Annotated in this window: 16 protein-coding genes and 1 tRNA gene; 10 read left to right on the forward strand and 7 right to left on the reverse strand. The window is 47.2% G+C overall.

Features of this window, described 5'->3' with window-relative positions; genetic code table 11:
• Positions 1-15: 15 nt before the first annotated feature.
• Positions 16-735 carry a leucyl/phenylalanyl-tRNA--protein transferase gene (gene aat / locus CWE09_RS03910; RefSeq protein ID WP_126802699.1) on the forward strand — a complete coding sequence of 240 codons (720 nt, stop codon included), beginning with the start codon at positions 16-18 and terminating at the stop codon, positions 733-735.
• 64 nt (positions 736-799) lie between these two features.
• Positions 800-1,018, forward strand: coding sequence for a translation initiation factor IF-1 (gene infA / locus CWE09_RS03915; protein WP_126802700.1), 219 nt, complete (start codon positions 800-802; stop codon positions 1,016-1,018).
• A gap of 79 nt (positions 1,019-1,097) precedes the next feature.
• Here the strand turns inward: infA and clpA are convergent, their stop codons facing one another.
• Positions 1,098-3,371 carry an ATP-dependent Clp protease ATP-binding subunit ClpA gene (gene clpA, locus CWE09_RS03920; RefSeq protein WP_126802701.1) on the reverse strand — a complete coding sequence of 758 codons (2,274 nt, stop codon included), beginning with the start codon at positions 3,369-3,371 and terminating at the stop codon, positions 1,098-1,100.
• 23 nt (positions 3,372-3,394) lie between these two features.
• Positions 3,395-3,712 carry an ATP-dependent Clp protease adapter ClpS gene (gene clpS, locus CWE09_RS03925; RefSeq protein ID WP_126802702.1) on the reverse strand — a complete coding sequence of 106 codons (318 nt, stop codon included), beginning with the start codon at positions 3,710-3,712 and terminating at the stop codon, positions 3,395-3,397.
• 226 nt (positions 3,713-3,938) lie between these two features.
• Here clpS and cspD point away from each other — a divergent pair, with 226 nt between their 5' ends.
• Positions 3,939-4,160, forward strand: coding sequence for a cold shock domain-containing protein CspD (gene cspD, locus CWE09_RS03930; RefSeq protein ID WP_126802703.1), 222 nt, complete (start codon positions 3,939-3,941; stop codon positions 4,158-4,160).
• An 80-nt stretch (positions 4,161-4,240) separates the two neighbouring features.
• On the opposite strand, the gene yejK is transcribed toward cspD, so the two are convergent.
• On the reverse strand, positions 4,241-5,302 hold the full coding sequence (gene yejK, locus CWE09_RS03935; RefSeq protein WP_126802704.1) for a nucleoid-associated protein YejK: 1,062 nt from the start codon (positions 5,300-5,302) through the stop codon (positions 4,241-4,243).
• A gap of 72 nt (positions 5,303-5,374) precedes the next feature.
• Here yejK and CWE09_RS03940 point away from each other — a divergent pair, with 72 nt between their 5' ends.
• The 4 genes from CWE09_RS03940 to ubiG all read left to right on the forward strand — a co-directional run bounded on the left by CWE09_RS03940 (position 5,375) and on the right by ubiG (position 8,362).
• The gene (locus tag CWE09_RS03940; protein WP_126802705.1) at positions 5,375-5,599 is read left to right on the forward strand and encodes a YejL family protein; all 225 of its coding nucleotides are present in this window, start codon (positions 5,375-5,377) and stop codon (positions 5,597-5,599) included.
• 11 nt (positions 5,600-5,610) lie between these two features.
• Positions 5,611-7,230 carry a DUF3413 domain-containing protein gene (locus tag CWE09_RS03945; RefSeq protein ID WP_126802706.1) on the forward strand — a complete coding sequence of 540 codons (1,620 nt, stop codon included), beginning with the start codon at positions 5,611-5,613 and terminating at the stop codon, positions 7,228-7,230.
• 86 nt (positions 7,231-7,316) lie between these two features.
• Positions 7,317-7,393 (forward strand) — tRNA-Pro (locus CWE09_RS03950).
• A gap of 174 nt (positions 7,394-7,567) precedes the next feature.
• On the forward strand, positions 7,568-8,362 hold the full coding sequence (gene ubiG / locus CWE09_RS03955; protein ID WP_126802707.1) for a bifunctional 2-polyprenyl-6-hydroxyphenol methylase/3-demethylubiquinol 3-O-methyltransferase UbiG: 795 nt from the start codon (positions 7,568-7,570) through the stop codon (positions 8,360-8,362).
• 25 nt (positions 8,363-8,387) lie between these two features.
• Here the strand turns inward: ubiG and CWE09_RS03960 are convergent, their stop codons facing one another.
• Together CWE09_RS03960 and CWE09_RS03965 are read right to left on the reverse strand one after the other, a co-directional pair.
• A complete protein-coding gene (locus tag CWE09_RS03960; protein ID WP_126802708.1) occupies positions 8,388-10,379 on the reverse strand; it encodes a S9 family peptidase in 1,992 nt (663 codons plus the stop codon).
• A 141-nt stretch (positions 10,380-10,520) separates the two neighbouring features.
• The gene (locus CWE09_RS03965) at positions 10,521-11,633 is read right to left on the reverse strand and encodes an AI-2E family transporter (protein ID WP_126802709.1); all 1,113 of its coding nucleotides are present in this window, start codon (positions 11,631-11,633) and stop codon (positions 10,521-10,523) included.
• 107 nt (positions 11,634-11,740) lie between these two features.
• On the opposite strand from CWE09_RS03965, the gene bepA reads away from it, so the two are divergent.
• From bepA to CWE09_RS03980, 3 genes are all read left to right on the forward strand, one after another.
• Complete coding sequence (gene bepA, locus CWE09_RS03970) at positions 11,741-13,222, forward strand: beta-barrel assembly-enhancing protease (RefSeq protein WP_126802710.1); 1,482 nt, start codon at positions 11,741-11,743, stop codon at positions 13,220-13,222.
• A 69-nt stretch (positions 13,223-13,291) separates the two neighbouring features.
• On the forward strand, positions 13,292-13,645 hold the full coding sequence (gene arsC / locus CWE09_RS03975; RefSeq protein ID WP_126802711.1) for an arsenate reductase (glutaredoxin): 354 nt from the start codon (positions 13,292-13,294) through the stop codon (positions 13,643-13,645).
• Positions 13,645-14,049, forward strand: coding sequence for a DUF2069 domain-containing protein (locus CWE09_RS03980; RefSeq protein ID WP_126802712.1), 405 nt, complete (start codon positions 13,645-13,647; stop codon positions 14,047-14,049). Before arsC ends, CWE09_RS03980 begins: the two co-directional genes overlap by 1 nt.
• 2 nt (positions 14,050-14,051) lie before the next feature.
• Here the strand turns inward: CWE09_RS03980 and hda are convergent, their stop codons facing one another.
• Together hda and CWE09_RS03990 are read right to left on the reverse strand one after the other, a co-directional pair.
• On the reverse strand, positions 14,052-14,771 hold the full coding sequence (gene hda, locus CWE09_RS03985) for a DnaA regulatory inactivator Hda (RefSeq protein ID WP_126802713.1): 720 nt from the start codon (positions 14,769-14,771) through the stop codon (positions 14,052-14,054).
• A complete protein-coding gene (locus tag CWE09_RS03990; RefSeq protein ID WP_157982805.1) occupies positions 14,759-15,796 on the reverse strand; it encodes a DUF2066 domain-containing protein in 1,038 nt (345 codons plus the stop codon). The genes hda and CWE09_RS03990 overlap by 13 nt, the downstream gene beginning before the upstream one ends.
• Between the last annotated feature and the right edge of the window lie 28 nt (positions 15,797-15,824).

The raw sequence follows: 15,824 nt of genomic DNA on the forward strand, positions 1-15,824 counted from the left end.
CGAGGCTAACAATCTATGTTAGCTCAGCTATCCAGCCACCAACACCTGTTTCCTGACCCCAGGACAGCGCTGCCAGAACCCAATGGGTTGCTGGCGGTTGGTGGCGATTTATCCCCACAACGACTATTAAAAGCCTATCATCAGGGCATTTTCCCCTGGTTCAGCCCGGAAGACCCTATTCTTTGGTGGAGTCCAGACCCCCGCGGCGTGATTATGCCCCACCAGCTGCATGTTAGTCGCAGTCTGCGTAAGTTTCTTCGTCGCTGTAATTATCAATGTTCTATCAACAAAGCTTTCCCGGAAGTTATTCAGGCCTGCGCCGATCAGCGAGCTGAACTGGAGGGAACCTGGATAACCGGTGAAATGGAACATGCTTACACACAGCTTCACGAAATGGGCCATGCACACTCAATCGAAGTCTGGCAAGGTGACAGACTTATTGGTGGTTTATATGGTGTGTTGGTAGGCCAGACATTCTGTGGCGAAAGCATGTTTCATCGTGCTGATAATGCGTCTAAAATTGCCTTACTGGCGTTGCGCGAACACTTATTAGCCGGCGGCTTGCGCCTGATTGATTGCCAGCTGCCCAGTCTTCATTTAAATAGCCTTGGTGCTATCGAAATGCCTCGTGAGCGGTTTTTACACACGCTGGCACTAGGTGTAGATCGTCCTATGGACCCGAATTTACTGGTTCCTCAGGCAATAGACTGTGCTTTCATTGGTAATTCTGTTTAAAAAGCGTTAGAATTCCTCACAGTTTTTTCCAGCGCGATTTTTAATACAAAATTTAGAGGGTTTAATGGCGAAAGAAGATAGCATTGAGATGCAGGGCGTGATCCTGGATACCCTGCCGAACACTATGTTCCGCGTTGAACTGGAAAACGGTCACGTTGTGACTGCTCATATTTCCGGTAAAATGCGCAAAAACTACATCCGTATCCTGACTGGTGACAAAGTTACAGTTCAGCTTACGCCTTACGACTTAACAAAAGGTCGTATCGTTTTCCGTGCCCGTTAATTAACAGCACCTTGCAAGATAAAATCAAAAAACCCGGCTGACGCCGGGTTTTTTACGTTTTAAGCTTCACTGTTAAGCTTTAAGCTAATGCAGCTTCACTTTCATTGTCATAGGTGAAACTCAGGGTTTCCGAGTTTTCACTTTCAACAGTAACCTCGACATTACCGCCTTTGAGCAATGAACCGAATAAAATTTCATTCGCTAGCGGTTTCTTAATGTGTTCCTGTATGACACGGGACATCGGCCGGGCACCCATTTCTTTATCGTAGCCCTTAACTGCCAGCCAGTCGCGAGCAGCAGAGTCCACTTCCATAGAAACGCCTTTCTTATCCAGCTGCGCCTGTAGTTCACATATGAACTTGTCCACCACCTGCTCAATCACCTGAGTATCCAGATGATTAAACCAGACAATGCTATCCAGACGATTACGGAACTCCGGTGTAAAGACTTTATTAATTTCCGCCATGGCATCGACGCTGTGATCCTGTTGCTGGAAGCCGATCGACTTACGTACCGTTTCACGAACACCAGCATTGGTTGTCATCACCAGAATCACATTACGAAAATCAGCTTTGCGCCCATTGTTATCGGTTAAAGCACCATTATCCATGACCTGCAACAGGATATTAAAGACATCGCTATGCGCTTTTTCGATCTCATCCAATAGCACCACACTGTAAGGTTGCTTAATGACAGCGTCGGTTAATAAACCGCCCTGCTCATAACCCACATAACCTGGAGGTGCACCTATCAATCGGCTCACCGAGTGACGCTCCATATACTCCGACATATCAAAGCGTAGTAACTCCACGCCCATCGCCTTAGCTAGTTGCTGCGTAACCTCAGTCTTACCCACACCGGTAGGACCCGCAAACATGAAGGAACCCACAGGACGGTTCTCACTGCCCAGACCGGAACGCGAAAGGCGGATCGCAGCGGTCAGATTATCAATCGCCTGATCCTGACCAAAGACCACCATTTTCAGGTTACGGTCCAGTTGCTCCAGCATACTTTGATCGGTGCGTGACACTGACTGTTCAGGAATACGGGCAATGCGCGATACTATGAGTTCAATATCCGAAACACCAATGGTTTTCTTACGCTTAGAAGGTGGTAGCAAGCGTTGACTGGCGCCCGCCTCGTCCATCACGTCAATCGCCTTATCCGGCAAGTGGCGCTCGTTAATGTACTTGGCCGCCAGCTCTGCAGCGGCGCGAATCGCCGGCTGGGTATAACGAATGCCATGATGCGACTCATAACGCTCTTTCAGACCCAGCAGAATTTTGGTGGTGTCTTCAACCGACGGCTCAGGCACATCAATTTTTTGAAAACGACGAACCAATGCCCGGTCTTTCTCAAAAATATTTTTAAATTCCTGATAGGTGGTAGAACCTATGCACTTGAGCTCACCATTAGTTAGCAGTGGCTTCAACAGGTTTGACGCATCCATAACCCCACCGGATGCCGCCCCGGCACCAATAATGGTATGAATTTCATCAATAAACAGAATCGCGTTCTCTTGCTGATCCAATTCTTTTAATAAGGCTTTAAAGCGCTTCTCAAAGTCGCCGCGATACTTTGTACCGGCGAGTAATCCGCCCATATCAAGGCTATAGATAACCGCGTCTTGAATAACTTCCGGCACATCTTCATTAACAATGCGATACGCAAGACCTTCCGCAATAGCGGTTTTACCTACCCCAGCTTCGCCCACTAACAACGGGTTGTTTTTACGCCGGCGGCAAAGTACCTGAATGGTTCGTTCGACTTCTCTTTCACGGCCAATAAGAGGATCTATTTTACCCTTCTTCGCCAGGGCATTGAGGTTGCTGCAAAAACGCTGTAAGTAACTTTGTTCTTCCTCAGCACCTGCAACAGCAGCCTCTGGGTCCTGTTCGTCACCCGGCCCTTCTTCTTCAATGCGGGAAAAGCCATGGGAGATATAATTCACTACATCCAGGCGACTAATATCCTGTTTGTTTAACAGATAAACAGCCTGCGACTCCTGCTCGCTAAAGATAGCAACCAGTACATTAGCACCCGTTACTTCAGCGTTGCCTGATGATTGCACATGGAAAACTGCGCGCTGTAAAACACGCTGAAACCCCAGTGTCGGCTGGGTATCCAGGCTCTCGTCGTCATCCGCAAACTTAGGAGTGCTACGATCAATATAACTCAGCAGCTCTTCTTTCAGCTGTTCAAAGTTAAGCCCACAAGAGCGAAGAGCATCGGACGCATCCGGGTTGTCCAGTAACGCTACCAGCAGGTGTTCAACCGTCATCAATTCATGACGTCGCTCGCGTGCCAAACGAAAGGCATCATTCAGGGTTAGTTCAAGTGCTTTGTTCAGCATGGGCCACTCCTTACTGCTTTAAATTAGGCTTGCTCCATCGTACAGAGCAAGGGATGCTGGTTTTCACGGGCAAACTGATTTACCTGCACCACTTTAGTTTCAGCAATCTCAGCAGAATAAACGCCACAGACAGCTTTGCCTTGATAGTGCACTTTCAACATAACATCTGTTGCAGCCTCCTGATCAAGTTTAAAAAATCGTATCAGCACTTCAATAACGAAGTCCATCGGGGTGTAGTCGTCATTATTCAACAGCACCTGGTACATAGACGGCGGCGCAATTTCCTGCTCAACGTCTTCGTCCAGGTGATGCTGGGGTATTGAATCACTGAATCTACTCATAGTTACTACTATAGACCCTATTTGGCTCTCTGTTGAGAGGTTAAAGTTAATAAGAGGTTAAAAAAATGTTCTTTTTTTGCGATCTTTTCTTGACTAATTTTTGCACTTATCTATTGTAGATATTGTACCTTAATTGTATTAATTCAACGGGTGCTCCATAACAAAAAGAAGGCACTTTTAGCTTTCAGACAAAACAACTTGTTTAAAACAAGAAGGATGTAGAAGTATGGCTACCGGCAAGGTTAAATGGTTCAATAACTCTAAGGGTTTTGGATTCATTGAAAGCGAAACAAAAAGCGGCGACATTTTTGCGCACTACTCGACTATCGAAATGGAAGGCTACCGTACGCTGAAAGCAGGGCAGGAAGTTCAGTTTGACCTTGAAGAAGGTCCTAAAGGACTGCATGCCGTGCATATCGTACCTCATTCGACAGATATCAAGTCATAAAGTGCCCCAAGCCAACTCATAAAATGCCAGCCCTCTTCAGGCTGGCATTTTTATTTGCTTATCTCAACTACCCACACCACTCAACTATCTACACCATAAAAACGACGTAACTGATCACGTAAGTTAGGTGGTGTTCCGGTAACCGTCAAGGTATCTGTCTGCACATCATACTGCACCCGTTCACCTAACATGTTTTGTTCAAAAGCAAGGCTCAAGCCACCACCTTGCCCCTGAAACTTCATTAACTTACGTAAACTGGTACGATCCGCAGGAAACTCTTCTGCCAACTCAGACTCATTCTGCTGGGTAAAAGCACTGAATGAGGAAGTTGCACCCTGCCCGGTCAGGCGCTCATCCAAATCCGTTAACCGCACCTGCTCACCCTGTTGCCACTGCTCGCCACAATAGTCATAAACTTCTTTGCGCACCGCACTGGCCTGTTCCGGTTCCAGTTCTTCAGACTTCACAAAATCATGCACTGACTGTACCAACTGCTCCGTTTCTTTCTTCGCGTTAACACGCTCAGCACAGCCTAAGAAATCGAGGAAAAAGTCAGCAACTTTGCGTCCTGTGCGACCTTTAATAAAAGAAATATAGTGGCTGTTACTAATACCGGTCTGATAGTCACTTAAATTAATTCGCGCAGCTAACTGCACCTTACTGATATCAAGCTGAGATGAGCGGTCTACCGAAAGATCCGGCCCCACAGTCACACCATCTTTCACCGGTAAGAAGCTCACCAACAGGTAATCATCGCCAGTTTGCTGGTAATTTGCCAGGAGTAAAAAACCCGCATCCAGGAACTGATAATGCTCCAGTTCATTTCTAAGTAGCCGTGCTACCTGTTGTGAAAAATCAACAAATTCAACTTCCTGTTTCAACCAGCCATTCAGCAGTTTAGGGAACTCTGGTTCAGGTATGCTTTCTTCACCTTCCTGTTCCTGAAATATGGGATCATCCGCAGCCACGAAACTGGCATAACCTTTCGCTGGTTTGGCGTTATATACCTGAGTTAATTCTTCCAATAACACTTCAACTTCCTGCTCCACGCCCAGGCTCTCTGGTGCCAGACGTAATCCGAAGTTACCCTCAGGGTCCTGAAAAACATGGTGAACAATACTGTTCTCAAGGCTTAATTTCATAATATGGGTCTATCCTGCACAACTGGTTATGATATTATCAGGCTATTCTATCACGTAGCTAGCGTAGCCTTTATGCCCATTGTTTCAAAATATAGCCAACAACAGCAAGATCAGCTTTTAGAAGAAGTACTTGCTCCCCTTGAGAATAACCAGGTTCCTGTCGACCTTTGTATGATGACCCTGGGTAACGCGGTCAGCAACGTCATTAACCGCGGCATATCAGCCGATAAACGTGAAGCGGTTGCTGAACAATTCTCTCGCATCCTGCTACAATCAGTGCAAAGTAGCAAAAAATAACAATAATTCTTATGGGAAAACACCAGAAGCGCGACAGAATTGCTCGTCTGATCAGCTGGGGCCATTGGTTCACATTCAGCAACATAGTGCTGTGCCTGGTTATCGGGCTGTTATATATAGAAACTGCAGATGCCACAGGTAGCTTGCTGGGTAACCTGTATCTGTTTATCAACTGGATTGGTCATTTCGCTTTTCTGCCGTTTGTCTTTTTTATTATCCTCTTGTTTCCGTTCTGTCTTATTCTTCCATACTCCCGAGTGTTAAGAGGTTTAGGTGCACTGGTCGCTTCCTTTGGTATCTTTATCCTCCTGTTTGATGCCTTCTTCTTCCGACAATACGGTTTTCACCTGAATACCTATTCGCTGGCGCAAATGGCCCGCGACGCCGAAACTCTGTTTGCCGGTGCCAGTTTTGTTGGTCTGTTGGGTGTTATTTTTGGTTTTCTGCTGATTCTGATGCTGCAAGTGACGTTGGCCAACCTGACCTGGAAACGATTGGACAATATTCGCGATAATCACACTGGCGGCGCTATTACTGCAATACTGGTAAGTTGTTTTCTGGCTAGCCATATGATCCACATCTGGGCCGATGCCACCTTATATACCCCTATTACACAACAGGATGACCTGTTGCCGTTATCCTACCCAACCACTGCTAAGAGTCTAATGGCAAGGCACGGTTGGATAACACCAGAAACCTATCAATCACAGCGTGACCGACTAACTGATGGCGAACAACTGCGTTTGCGATATCCACTGAGCTCACTTTTGTGTGCCAAACAGCCCCAGGCCCGCTCAACCTTAATTGTTGCTTTTGACCAGCTCACGCCAGCTCAGCAAATTCAGATGAATAATCAGGTGGCGGGTATACAGCCGTTAGCCAGACAAAGCATTAGTCACAGCGATGTTGAGGCGGCCGCTTTCCAATTGGTCTACAGCCTTCCTGATTTATATCAACAACAAGTAAAACAAGCTGAAATTGCTCCAGCCTATCAGGAAACCATGCATAACTTTGGCCATCAGATACATTTTTACCACAGTCTGCAATGGCCAATAGACCAGGCCCCCAGTGCTATCCAGTCGCAGCTCGTACTGTGGCCGGAACAAAGCCCGGCAAGCCCGCACATGACCGTTATTTTTGCCACCCAGGGTGATTTTGAAGCCATGCTAACGGCTATCCGGGCTGCGCAACTGAATAACCAGCGTATTTTGATTACAGCACTGACCCCAGCAGCTGATTTGACCGAAGAACAGTCAGACTTTCCTGTCATAAGTCAGCAATTCACTGTACCCATGTGGAGCGCTAACATTGAAATGCCTGAGCATGAGTTCAGTCATATCAATGACATCATGCCAACAGCCCTGTCGGGGTTCATGTCCTGCGCTGAAGACTTCGATACCTTTACGTCAGGCCGGGACTTAACGCGAGAAGTTGGTCGTTTACCCCGAGTTCAAAGTATCAATTCACGGATTTTTATATTTGAACAGCAACAGATCACGCTGCTCGACAGAAACGGGGAAATGGCAGTCTACAGCACCGAGGGCGAACTTAAGCCGGGTGCCACCCCTCCGACCCCGGTTCTAATCCAAAGCTTGCAGGAACTGCAGCGCTTTAGCGCTCCAAATAACTAAAGTTGATGAGAAAGTAGGCAAACAGCCGCTAAACACAAACTGGCGCTTGTCTTTTTAACGGATTTCAGTAAGATACCCAGCACGGTCGGCGTGTGGCGCAGCTTGGTAGCGCACTGTCATGGGGTGTCAGGGGTCGGAGGTTCAAATCCTCTCACGCCGACCAATTAAAAACCTGCTTAAAAGCAGGTTTTTTTGTGTCTGGAATTTAGCCCCGACAACTTTCTTCATAGCTAACGCTGTTTATACTGCATTCAGCGAATTGCTTTCAAAGAACAATCCAAGCTGCCAGGAATCACGTATTTAAAAACATTAGCAATAATTTATTTAGGGCAAGTGCATGTTACGCAAAGAGCAGAAAACAAGAGTGGTCGCTGGCGATGCTAAGCGCGAACAGGAACTGGCCCGTTTTGACCAGATGGCGCAAGCCTGGTGGGACCCTGATGGCGCTTTCAAACATGTACTGGCTTTTAACGATGCCCGCCTGAAAATTATTTTACCCATGCTGCAGCAACACTTTAACGCCCCTCTTAGCGATAATGGTGAAGTTAATCTCAGCGGACTGCGTATATTAGACATAGGTTGTGGTGGTGGGCTTATCAGTGAGGCCCTTGCCCTTCATGGTGCCAGTGTCACTGGCATCGATGGCAGTGACGTAAGTATCGAGGTTGCCAAAGCCCATGCCCGGCAGAGCAATGTGGAAGTTGATTATCAGCATAAGTTGGCTGAAGAGCTGGTGGATGAAGGCTGGTCAGCTTTTGATGTGGTTTTGAATACAGAAGTGATTGAGCATGTTGCAGATCAACAGGGATTAATCGACACCTGCTGCACCCTATGCAATGCAAAAGGGCTCATAGTCATGGCAACACTGAACCGCACATTAAAATCATGGTTGTTTGGTATCATTGGCGCTGAATACGTATTGCGGCTGTTACCTAAAGGAACTCATGACTGGCGATACTTTGTGCGCCCTGGTGAGATGGCTGAAATGCTGGCAAAACATGACTTTAGCTTGCAAAGCTTGCATGGTCTGAGCTTCAATCCCTTCACTAAGCATTGGCGTGAAAGCGAAAACACTCAGGTGAATTATTTATTGAGTGCCAAAAATAACTCAGCACAGCTTAGAAGGCTGTAAAGACCCTCTAAGCTGTATGAGTAACTTAATCGAGTTCGCTACTTGCCAGCTCCGCTTCTTCACCGATATAGCGATTCAGAAAGTCTAGCATGCGCTCCCAGCGTTCGACGTTATTCTCAGGTTTGACAAAACCGTGTCCCTCACGCGATTTAACCAACCATTCATAAGGATGGTCTCGCTCCTCCAACGCGTCACGAAGACGGTTGGCATGCTCAATGGGAACCCGCTCATCCCTGGCTCCATGAATAATAAAAACAGGGGCTTTTAATTCGTCAATTCGATGTAAAGGCGACTGCCCTTCCAATGCTTCCTGATCATTACCCAGGACAAGATTTAAGTAGTTCTGGCCAAATCCGGACTCAGGAATATCGCCTGCATCAAACATCAAGGGCAGATCATAAACTCCCACGAAACCAATAGCGCACTTATATAGCTCCGGCTCTCTTACTGCACTCATTAACGCCGCATAGCCACCGTAAGAGCCGCCATACACACAAACGCGCTCCTGATTTACAGTTCCGCCTTCTATCAGGTGCATTACCCCATCGGTCATGTCATCAATCATGCTCGTGCCCCAGTTTCGGAAACCAGCTCTTAAAAACTCACCACCGAAACCTCCCGAACCACGGAAATTAGGCTGCAAAACAGCATACCCATGACTTGCCAATACTTTTGCATCACGGTCCATACTGCGAATACTGTCACGAACCCCGTGCGGGCCACCATGCGGTAGCATCACCAATGGCAAGTCTGAAGAAGCATTTACTGGCAGGGTTAATAACCCCTGAATTAACAATCCATCACGTGCTTCATAAGTTATGATTTCAGTCTGCGGCAATGCCTTTTCCGCCAACCAGGGACTACCTGTAAATAGATTTACGAGTTGGCCAGCCTCAATATCAAACAGATAAAACTGACGAATGTGATTTGCCGAACCTACTGACACCACCATCAGATTATCATCCCGGGTCGCCGACGTAATAGTTACTTGCTGATCGGGAAATGCCTGCTCCAAACCCTGATATGCCTGGCTGAAACTTACGTCTTCAATACCGCCAAAAAACACACTATCCAATACGTCGAATTCATAGGAAGCTCCGATAATCTCATTAGCACGGCCTCCACGAAGACTGAATATAGGTGACAAATCAACGTAAGGATGGCTAACTAAAACTTCTTCCTCCCCCGTCTTCAAATCAAATAAAGACAGTGCAGTGGTGTCTTGCTGTAGTTGGCTAAGTGCATAAAGACTTTGATTGTCCTCGCTAAAAGCCAGGGGTTCAAAAGAATTCTGAAAGCTCACTTGACGCTGCAGTTCTTCCCAGTCGGCATCCGGTTCCGGACGGAAAAGAATGACATTCTCATTAACTTCAGCGCTGCTATCCATCCCTATGGCTACTCTCAGGTTTCCATCACGATCCGTTAACACACGAACCCCACTACCACGACCAGCTCGCAACGGCGCGCGATCCACAAGGCGTTTATGACCCGTATCCACGCGCATGCGGTAAACTTCCATAACAGGTTCACGACTTTCCCAGGAAAAACTTGAGATCAGCACCCTTAAGTCATCATTTGGCAACCAGTCCAGCACAGAAGTTGATGCACGATCTCGTGATTCAGAACGTCGACCGGTCAGCATTACAGGCCGCGTACCATCGGCATTCATAGCATAAAGCTCGCCTGTTGGTCGCGCGCCTTCAAAAGTGCCTCGCTCACGAGCTACGTTAATAATCAGGCGTTCATCCGTTGCCCAGTTAAAGTCACTAATGGAATCATTACCTGTCAGTTCTGCATTTGACAGCGGCTCCATAGTTTCACGCTCAAGCACAGCGAGGCGCACTATTCCTTCGTCATCTCGATTAGTAAACGCCAGGTAAGTGCCATTAGGAGATATTTTCGCTGTTATTATATGGGCGTGACGTGCGTAGTCTTCAAGTGTAGGCACAGCCTGCGTTTCCGCTGAAGCAGTACTGGTTATAAGCAGGCCGGCCAGTAAACTTAATATTCGTTTCATAAGGAACTTCCTTGTTAACGGTTTTATTTATAATGCCAAAGATACTACTGAACTTTGTTCTATAAATCCAGATTGAGATACGACGCTTTTTAACAGAATATTGACATTAATTTAAGCTAAAGCCTAAATAGAAAGCATCTTTCACTTACCCGCTACTTCCGCTTCAGCGGCCGATTCGCGTTTTTCTTCTTCCTGTTCCTGTAGCTGACGTTGTTCTGAAAAAGCAGTAATCACCGCTTTTACCAGACTGGCCAGGGGTATAGCGAAGAAAACGCCCCAAAAACCCCAGAAAGCACCAAACACCAGCACTGCTGCAATGATATACACCGGGTGCAGACTGACCGCCTCGGAGAACAGTAAAGGCACCAGCAGATTGCCATCCAGCGCCTGAATAATAAGGTATGCCGTAATTAACCAGAATAAGGTGCCAGAAATACCAAATTGAAACAGCCCGACTAACGCCAGCGGTACAGTAACTACCGCAGCACCGATGTAGGGGATTAATACAGAAAAACCAACCAGAGTTGCCATTAATGCCGCATAACGCAGGCCAAACAAGGTAAGCACTATATAAGTAACCACGCCGACAATGACAATTTCCAACGCCTTACCTCGAATATAGTTGCGAGTTTGCACGTTCATTTCCCAGCCAACCTGAGAAATAAGACGCCGCTGAGCCGGCAGGATGCGGTTAAAATGCTCCAGCAGTATGTCTTTATCTTTCAACATAAAGAACACTAACAAGGGCACAATAATTACATAAATCAAAATAGTGAATACATTGACCAGCGAAGTTACTGACTGAGCCAGCAAAGTCTCACCAAAGCTTAATAACCGGTTGGTTATAGTTTCTGTAAATGCCTGTATTTGTTGCGGCTCAATAAATGCGGGGGCATACTCCTGTGCCTGGTCCATTAAATCATCCCAGGCCTGGGCTATTTGTGGCAGCTCTCTGATAAGATTAAAACTTTGTTCCCAGACAACAGGCACGAGGAAAATAGTCAGCAGTAACATCAGGGTGATGAAGGCGATAAAAACCACCATGGCCGCTATAGTGCGTCTGATACCCAGACGCCGCAAGCCACTCACAGGCCATTCGAGTAAATAGGCAAAAACAGCGGCGACCAGAAAAGGTGCGAGGATATTGCCCCAGAAGACAATCAAACTGAAACCAATTACCAATAAAATCGTCAGAGTTATGGTATTAGGGTCAGAAAAGCGACGTTGAAACCAATTTCGAATATAATCGAACATAAGGCACCTGTTTAAAATCCAATAACTACATCTTAACACCGAGCTATCGACATCAGCCAGTAACAGTCTTAGACTTTTACATGTTTTAAAGGGAATCGAAGATCTGCATGGGTTTCAAACTAGCTTCAAAATTTATAGTCTTTGCTACGACTTATCTGCTGCTTATTCTGGTAACTATAGACCCAGTAAAAGCTAACCAACGCTCCGAGTTACCCACTATAGGTACCGCAGGTGCTGGCACTATGTCTATCGATCGTGAGCGATTGCTGGGTGATTTTTATATACGTCAAATACGAGCCCAGGCTCCGTTGGCAGAGGACCCAGTGTTGCGAGAGTACCTCAGCGATTTAGGCAACCGCCTGGTGCTGCATGCCGATAATGTGCGTTTTCCGTTCCATTTTTTCTGGGTTCGCGACAGCAGTATCAACGCCTTTGCCTTTCTCGGTGGGCATGTAGGCATTCATACCGGTCTTATTGAAAATGCCGAAGATGAGTCCGAACTCGCCTCCGTCGTTGCGCATGAAATTGCGCATGTTACCCAGCGTCATATAGCCCGTAATATGGAGCGTATGAATGAAGCCGCTCCAGTATCTTTTGCACAAATAATCGGGGGTATAGTACTCGCGATGGCTAACCCGCAACTGGGCATGGCGGTCATGACCGGTAGCATAGCGGGTATTCAGCAGCGACAAATAAACTACACCCGTCAGTTTGAGATTGAAGCCGATCGATTTGGTATGGCAACGCTAGCCAGAGCTGGCTTTGACCCCCATGGAGCCCCCCGCTTCTTTGGACGACTGGCTTCACGTTACCGTTATTCAACCCAGGTACCCCAGTACCTGGTGACCCATCCACTACCAGAATCGCGCATCGCTGATACCCGAGAGCGGGCACAGCAACTGGGACAACCGAACCTGGAACCCTCGCTACAATTCGAGCTGGCAAAAGCCCGGGTCAAGGTACGTTATACCAATACCAGCGCCCGCAATGCATTAAGTCAGGCTCGTACTAACGAAGAACGGGCTAGTCACTCTAATACTAAAGCAGCTGCGCGTTATGCTCAGGCGTTAGCGCTCTACGAATTAGAACGCCTTGCTGAAGCCGACAAAATTTTAATGGCACTGCATGAAGAAGACCGTCTGAATTTATTTTATATAGATACCATTACCGATACCTGGATAAAACAGGGGCGCTACGAAGAAATTGTCGAATTTCTGACTCAGGCCTATATACGACGTCCTAATAATCAGGTGTTAACACTTAACCTGGCTTTCGCTGCTAACGAAGCCCAGCAATATGACTTATCAGTGAAAATACTGAATGAATTTATTATGCGTAACCGCGATGACCGGGTCGCTTACCAACTCCTGCAGGAAGCACATCAGGGAGCAGGCGATGCGGTGTCTATGCATGAAGCGCAGGCTGAGATATTCGCATTAACCGGTAATTTTGAGCTGGCTATTGAGGAGTTGAACAACGCTCATAGCAAAGTAGCCGAAGACAGAACCTTGTCCCGTCAACGTATTCGCGGAAGAATCGAGCAAATGCGTAAATTAGAACGCGATCGTGAGCGCGTCATGCGCATGTAGTATTCAGCTATGCGCTGAAATCAGTTACCATGCACCTCTCATTCGTACTGAACGGTCCGGAGACACCTTATGAGCGACCTGATCATTTACCACAATCCACGCTGCTCTAAAAGCCGGCAGACGCTGGAGTTACTCAGACAACAAAATCTGCAGCCCGAGGTGGTTGAGTATCTGAAGAACCCACCATCAGAAAAAACGCTGAAAGATATTTTACAACGCCTGGACATGCGCGCCAGTGATCTGCTCCGCAAGAAAGAAACTATTTATAAAGAGCTGGAGCTGGCAAACAAAGACAGCAGTGATGCAGAACTTATTAGCCTGATGCATGAGCATCCAAAACTTATTGAGCGCCCTATTGTTCTGTACAAAGGCAATGCCCGCATTGGCCGGCCCCCGGAAGCTGTACTGGAGTTATTCGCCTGATGCCTGTTAACTCTGAGTTTTATCGCCGCCTCACCCTGATTAGTTACCCTGGTCTGCTGATTTTCGTCTTGTTATGGCACAGCTGGCTGGCACCCAGTGAGTTTTTATCCATGCCGCTGACATTATTTATGTGGGTGGTACCGCTACTATTTCCGTTGAAAGGTATTTTACAGGGTAAGCCATACACCCATGCCTGGGCTAATTTCATTCTGATGCTTTATTTCCTGCACAGTCTGACCGTTTTGTATATATACCCCGAGCAACGTTGGCTGGCCGCAATTGAACTAATACTGGTAACTCTGTCATTCATTGGAGCCACGTTTTACGCACGTTATGCGGGTCGAGAACAAGGATTAGGATTAAAAAAGAAAGACAGTGTCACCAATGCAGGTAAACAACCTTAATTTCAGATTGACAGTGTTTTTTTGACAAAAGGCACTGTCAGCCTTCTTTGTTCAGCCATGGACGCCTTATCCAGCCGATTCAGAACAGTCATTAATTCATGCATATCCCGGCTTAGCCGTTGCAGCATAAAATGCCCAACCTCCCCTTCCAACTGCAATCCTCGCGCTTCAGCATGAGTCTGTAAGGCCTTCACTTTAGCTTCATCCGAGAGCAACTTTATCGCATAAGGTGCTGCGGCCTGAAGTCGTGAGCGCAAATCCGGTAAGGCAACCTCTATGGCGGAAGCTGAATTACGGGCGCTGATTAATAATCGACACCCTTCACTATCTGACAATCGGTTATACAGCGCAAATAAAGCGTCGCACCAAACCGCAGAGTGAGTTACCGCATCGATATCATCCAGACACACCAGGTCGTAGTTATCCAACCCCTGTAATAAAGAAATATGTGCCGTGTCGGTAAGCTCCCGCAAAGGAATATACATAACTTGTTGTCCAGCCTGACTGGCAGCGGTACAAGCAGCATGCAGCAAATGTGTTTTACCACAACCCGTGCGTCCCCATAGATACAATAGCGGTGTCTGAGTCTGCACTGACAATAGCGCTTTCAGCGTCGCTATAAGTTCGCTGTTATTGCCTTCCTCAAAGGTGGTAAACAAAGCGTCATCCGGTAGTTGAACCGGGAGCGCCAGCTGGGTACCCGTTGTTGCTAACGCAGCCATCGATACTCCAGTACCGGGCTGGCCGTTACGCTCCAGGGATCTTCCACCCGCTGCATGCGATTATCCAATTCAAGAGCCTGCAAAGCACGCCGCATATCGCCAATCAGTTGCAACCTGAACTCGGCCGTGCCCTGGTGATAACGAGCAAGTGTCGCCTGCTCTACAGAAGCAAGTCGCCGCAGCAGGCTTTCAACTAATAATACGCTTTCCAGATCCTGCAGATTAATAATCCGAATAGTAAATTCACTGGCTTCGGTCTCACTATATGAGACCGCATATTCAGCCGCTACCCTATCAGTTACACTATCCACAACGGCCATTCCGATACCATTCAGATCTTCTGTATCCACCTGGCCACTGCGACGAGTATTACCTACTATCAAAGTCCATTGAGCAAGATAACCCTGCCCGTTATCGCCTTCCTGTACTCTTACCATGACCAAGCCGTCTGACGGATAACGCCGACTGGCCTCCTGTACTGGACGTTCAAAACGGCCCCACACATCACTGGCTGACAAATTGGACAAGTCAGTTAAATCCAGTAGAGGAAAAGAAATAGGTAGCCCACGCTGATGAGCCTGCCGACGCATAGCCGGAACAATCTCTGAATCGGCGTCACGACCGATCAGGCGTGCACCACGCTGTGTTTCCTGTGCAATCCAGAAGATAATGTTCGGCCTGCGCGCGCTCCAGTAACTAGCATTAGCCCGCCGCAGCAACTCTTCAATGCGCTGCTCATCAAACTGAGCACGTAAGTAGAGCTGTTGACGTTCTGTCACGTAGCTGTACTGAACCAGATAATTAGTTGCCTGACTAAGTTGACGACTTACCTCTGGGCGCTCTAATACATCACGTTGACCTGAAACTTTAATCAATACAGAAGAAAAAGCTTCACGCAAGGCGTCCTGCCTGTCATCCCGTGATTGGGTCGCTACTTCAATCCGGCTTTCATAAAGATCTGTTACTTCGTCTGCGCTTAGTGAAAAGCTCCAGCACGCAATCAGAATTAACCACCAATGCCGCACAATATTCGCCTATTTTTAAGTATCTTAC

This window comes from Aliidiomarina minuta, assembly GCF_003987145.1.
In the GTDB taxonomy this organism is placed as follows: Bacteria; Pseudomonadota; Gammaproteobacteria; order Enterobacterales; family Alteromonadaceae; genus Aliidiomarina; species Aliidiomarina minuta.

Bases quoted from the DNA above. Each gene is read 5' to 3' on its own strand.
- aat (WP_126802699.1), top strand. From the start codon at position 16: ATGTTAGCTCAGCTATCCAGCCACCAACACCTGTTTCCTGACCCCAGG.
- infA (WP_126802700.1), top strand. From the start codon at position 800: ATGGCGAAAGAAGATAGCATTGAGATGCAGGGCGTGATCCTGGATACC.
- clpA (WP_126802701.1), bottom strand. From the start codon at position 3,371: ATGCTGAACAAAGCACTTGAACTAACCCTGAATGATGCCTTTCGTTTG.
- clpS (WP_126802702.1), bottom strand. From the start codon at position 3,712: ATGAGTAGATTCAGTGATTCAATACCCCAGCATCACCTGGACGAAGAC.
- cspD (WP_126802703.1), top strand. From the start codon at position 3,939: ATGGCTACCGGCAAGGTTAAATGGTTCAATAACTCTAAGGGTTTTGGA.
- yejK (WP_126802704.1), bottom strand. From the start codon at position 5,302: ATGAAATTAAGCCTTGAGAACAGTATTGTTCACCATGTTTTTCAGGAC.
- CWE09_RS03940 (WP_126802705.1), top strand. From the start codon at position 5,375: ATGCCCATTGTTTCAAAATATAGCCAACAACAGCAAGATCAGCTTTTA.
- CWE09_RS03945 (WP_126802706.1), top strand. From the start codon at position 5,611: ATGGGAAAACACCAGAAGCGCGACAGAATTGCTCGTCTGATCAGCTGG.
- ubiG (WP_126802707.1), top strand. From the start codon at position 7,568: ATGTTACGCAAAGAGCAGAAAACAAGAGTGGTCGCTGGCGATGCTAAG.
- CWE09_RS03960 (WP_126802708.1), bottom strand. From the start codon at position 10,379: ATGAAACGAATATTAAGTTTACTGGCCGGCCTGCTTATAACCAGTACT.
- CWE09_RS03965 (WP_126802709.1), bottom strand. From the start codon at position 11,633: ATGTTCGATTATATTCGAAATTGGTTTCAACGTCGCTTTTCTGACCCT.
- bepA (WP_126802710.1), top strand. From the start codon at position 11,741: ATGGGTTTCAAACTAGCTTCAAAATTTATAGTCTTTGCTACGACTTAT.
- arsC (WP_126802711.1), top strand. From the start codon at position 13,292: ATGAGCGACCTGATCATTTACCACAATCCACGCTGCTCTAAAAGCCGG.
- CWE09_RS03980 (WP_126802712.1), top strand. From the start codon at position 13,645: ATGCCTGTTAACTCTGAGTTTTATCGCCGCCTCACCCTGATTAGTTAC.
- hda (WP_126802713.1), bottom strand. From the start codon at position 14,771: ATGGCTGCGTTAGCAACAACGGGTACCCAGCTGGCGCTCCCGGTTCAA.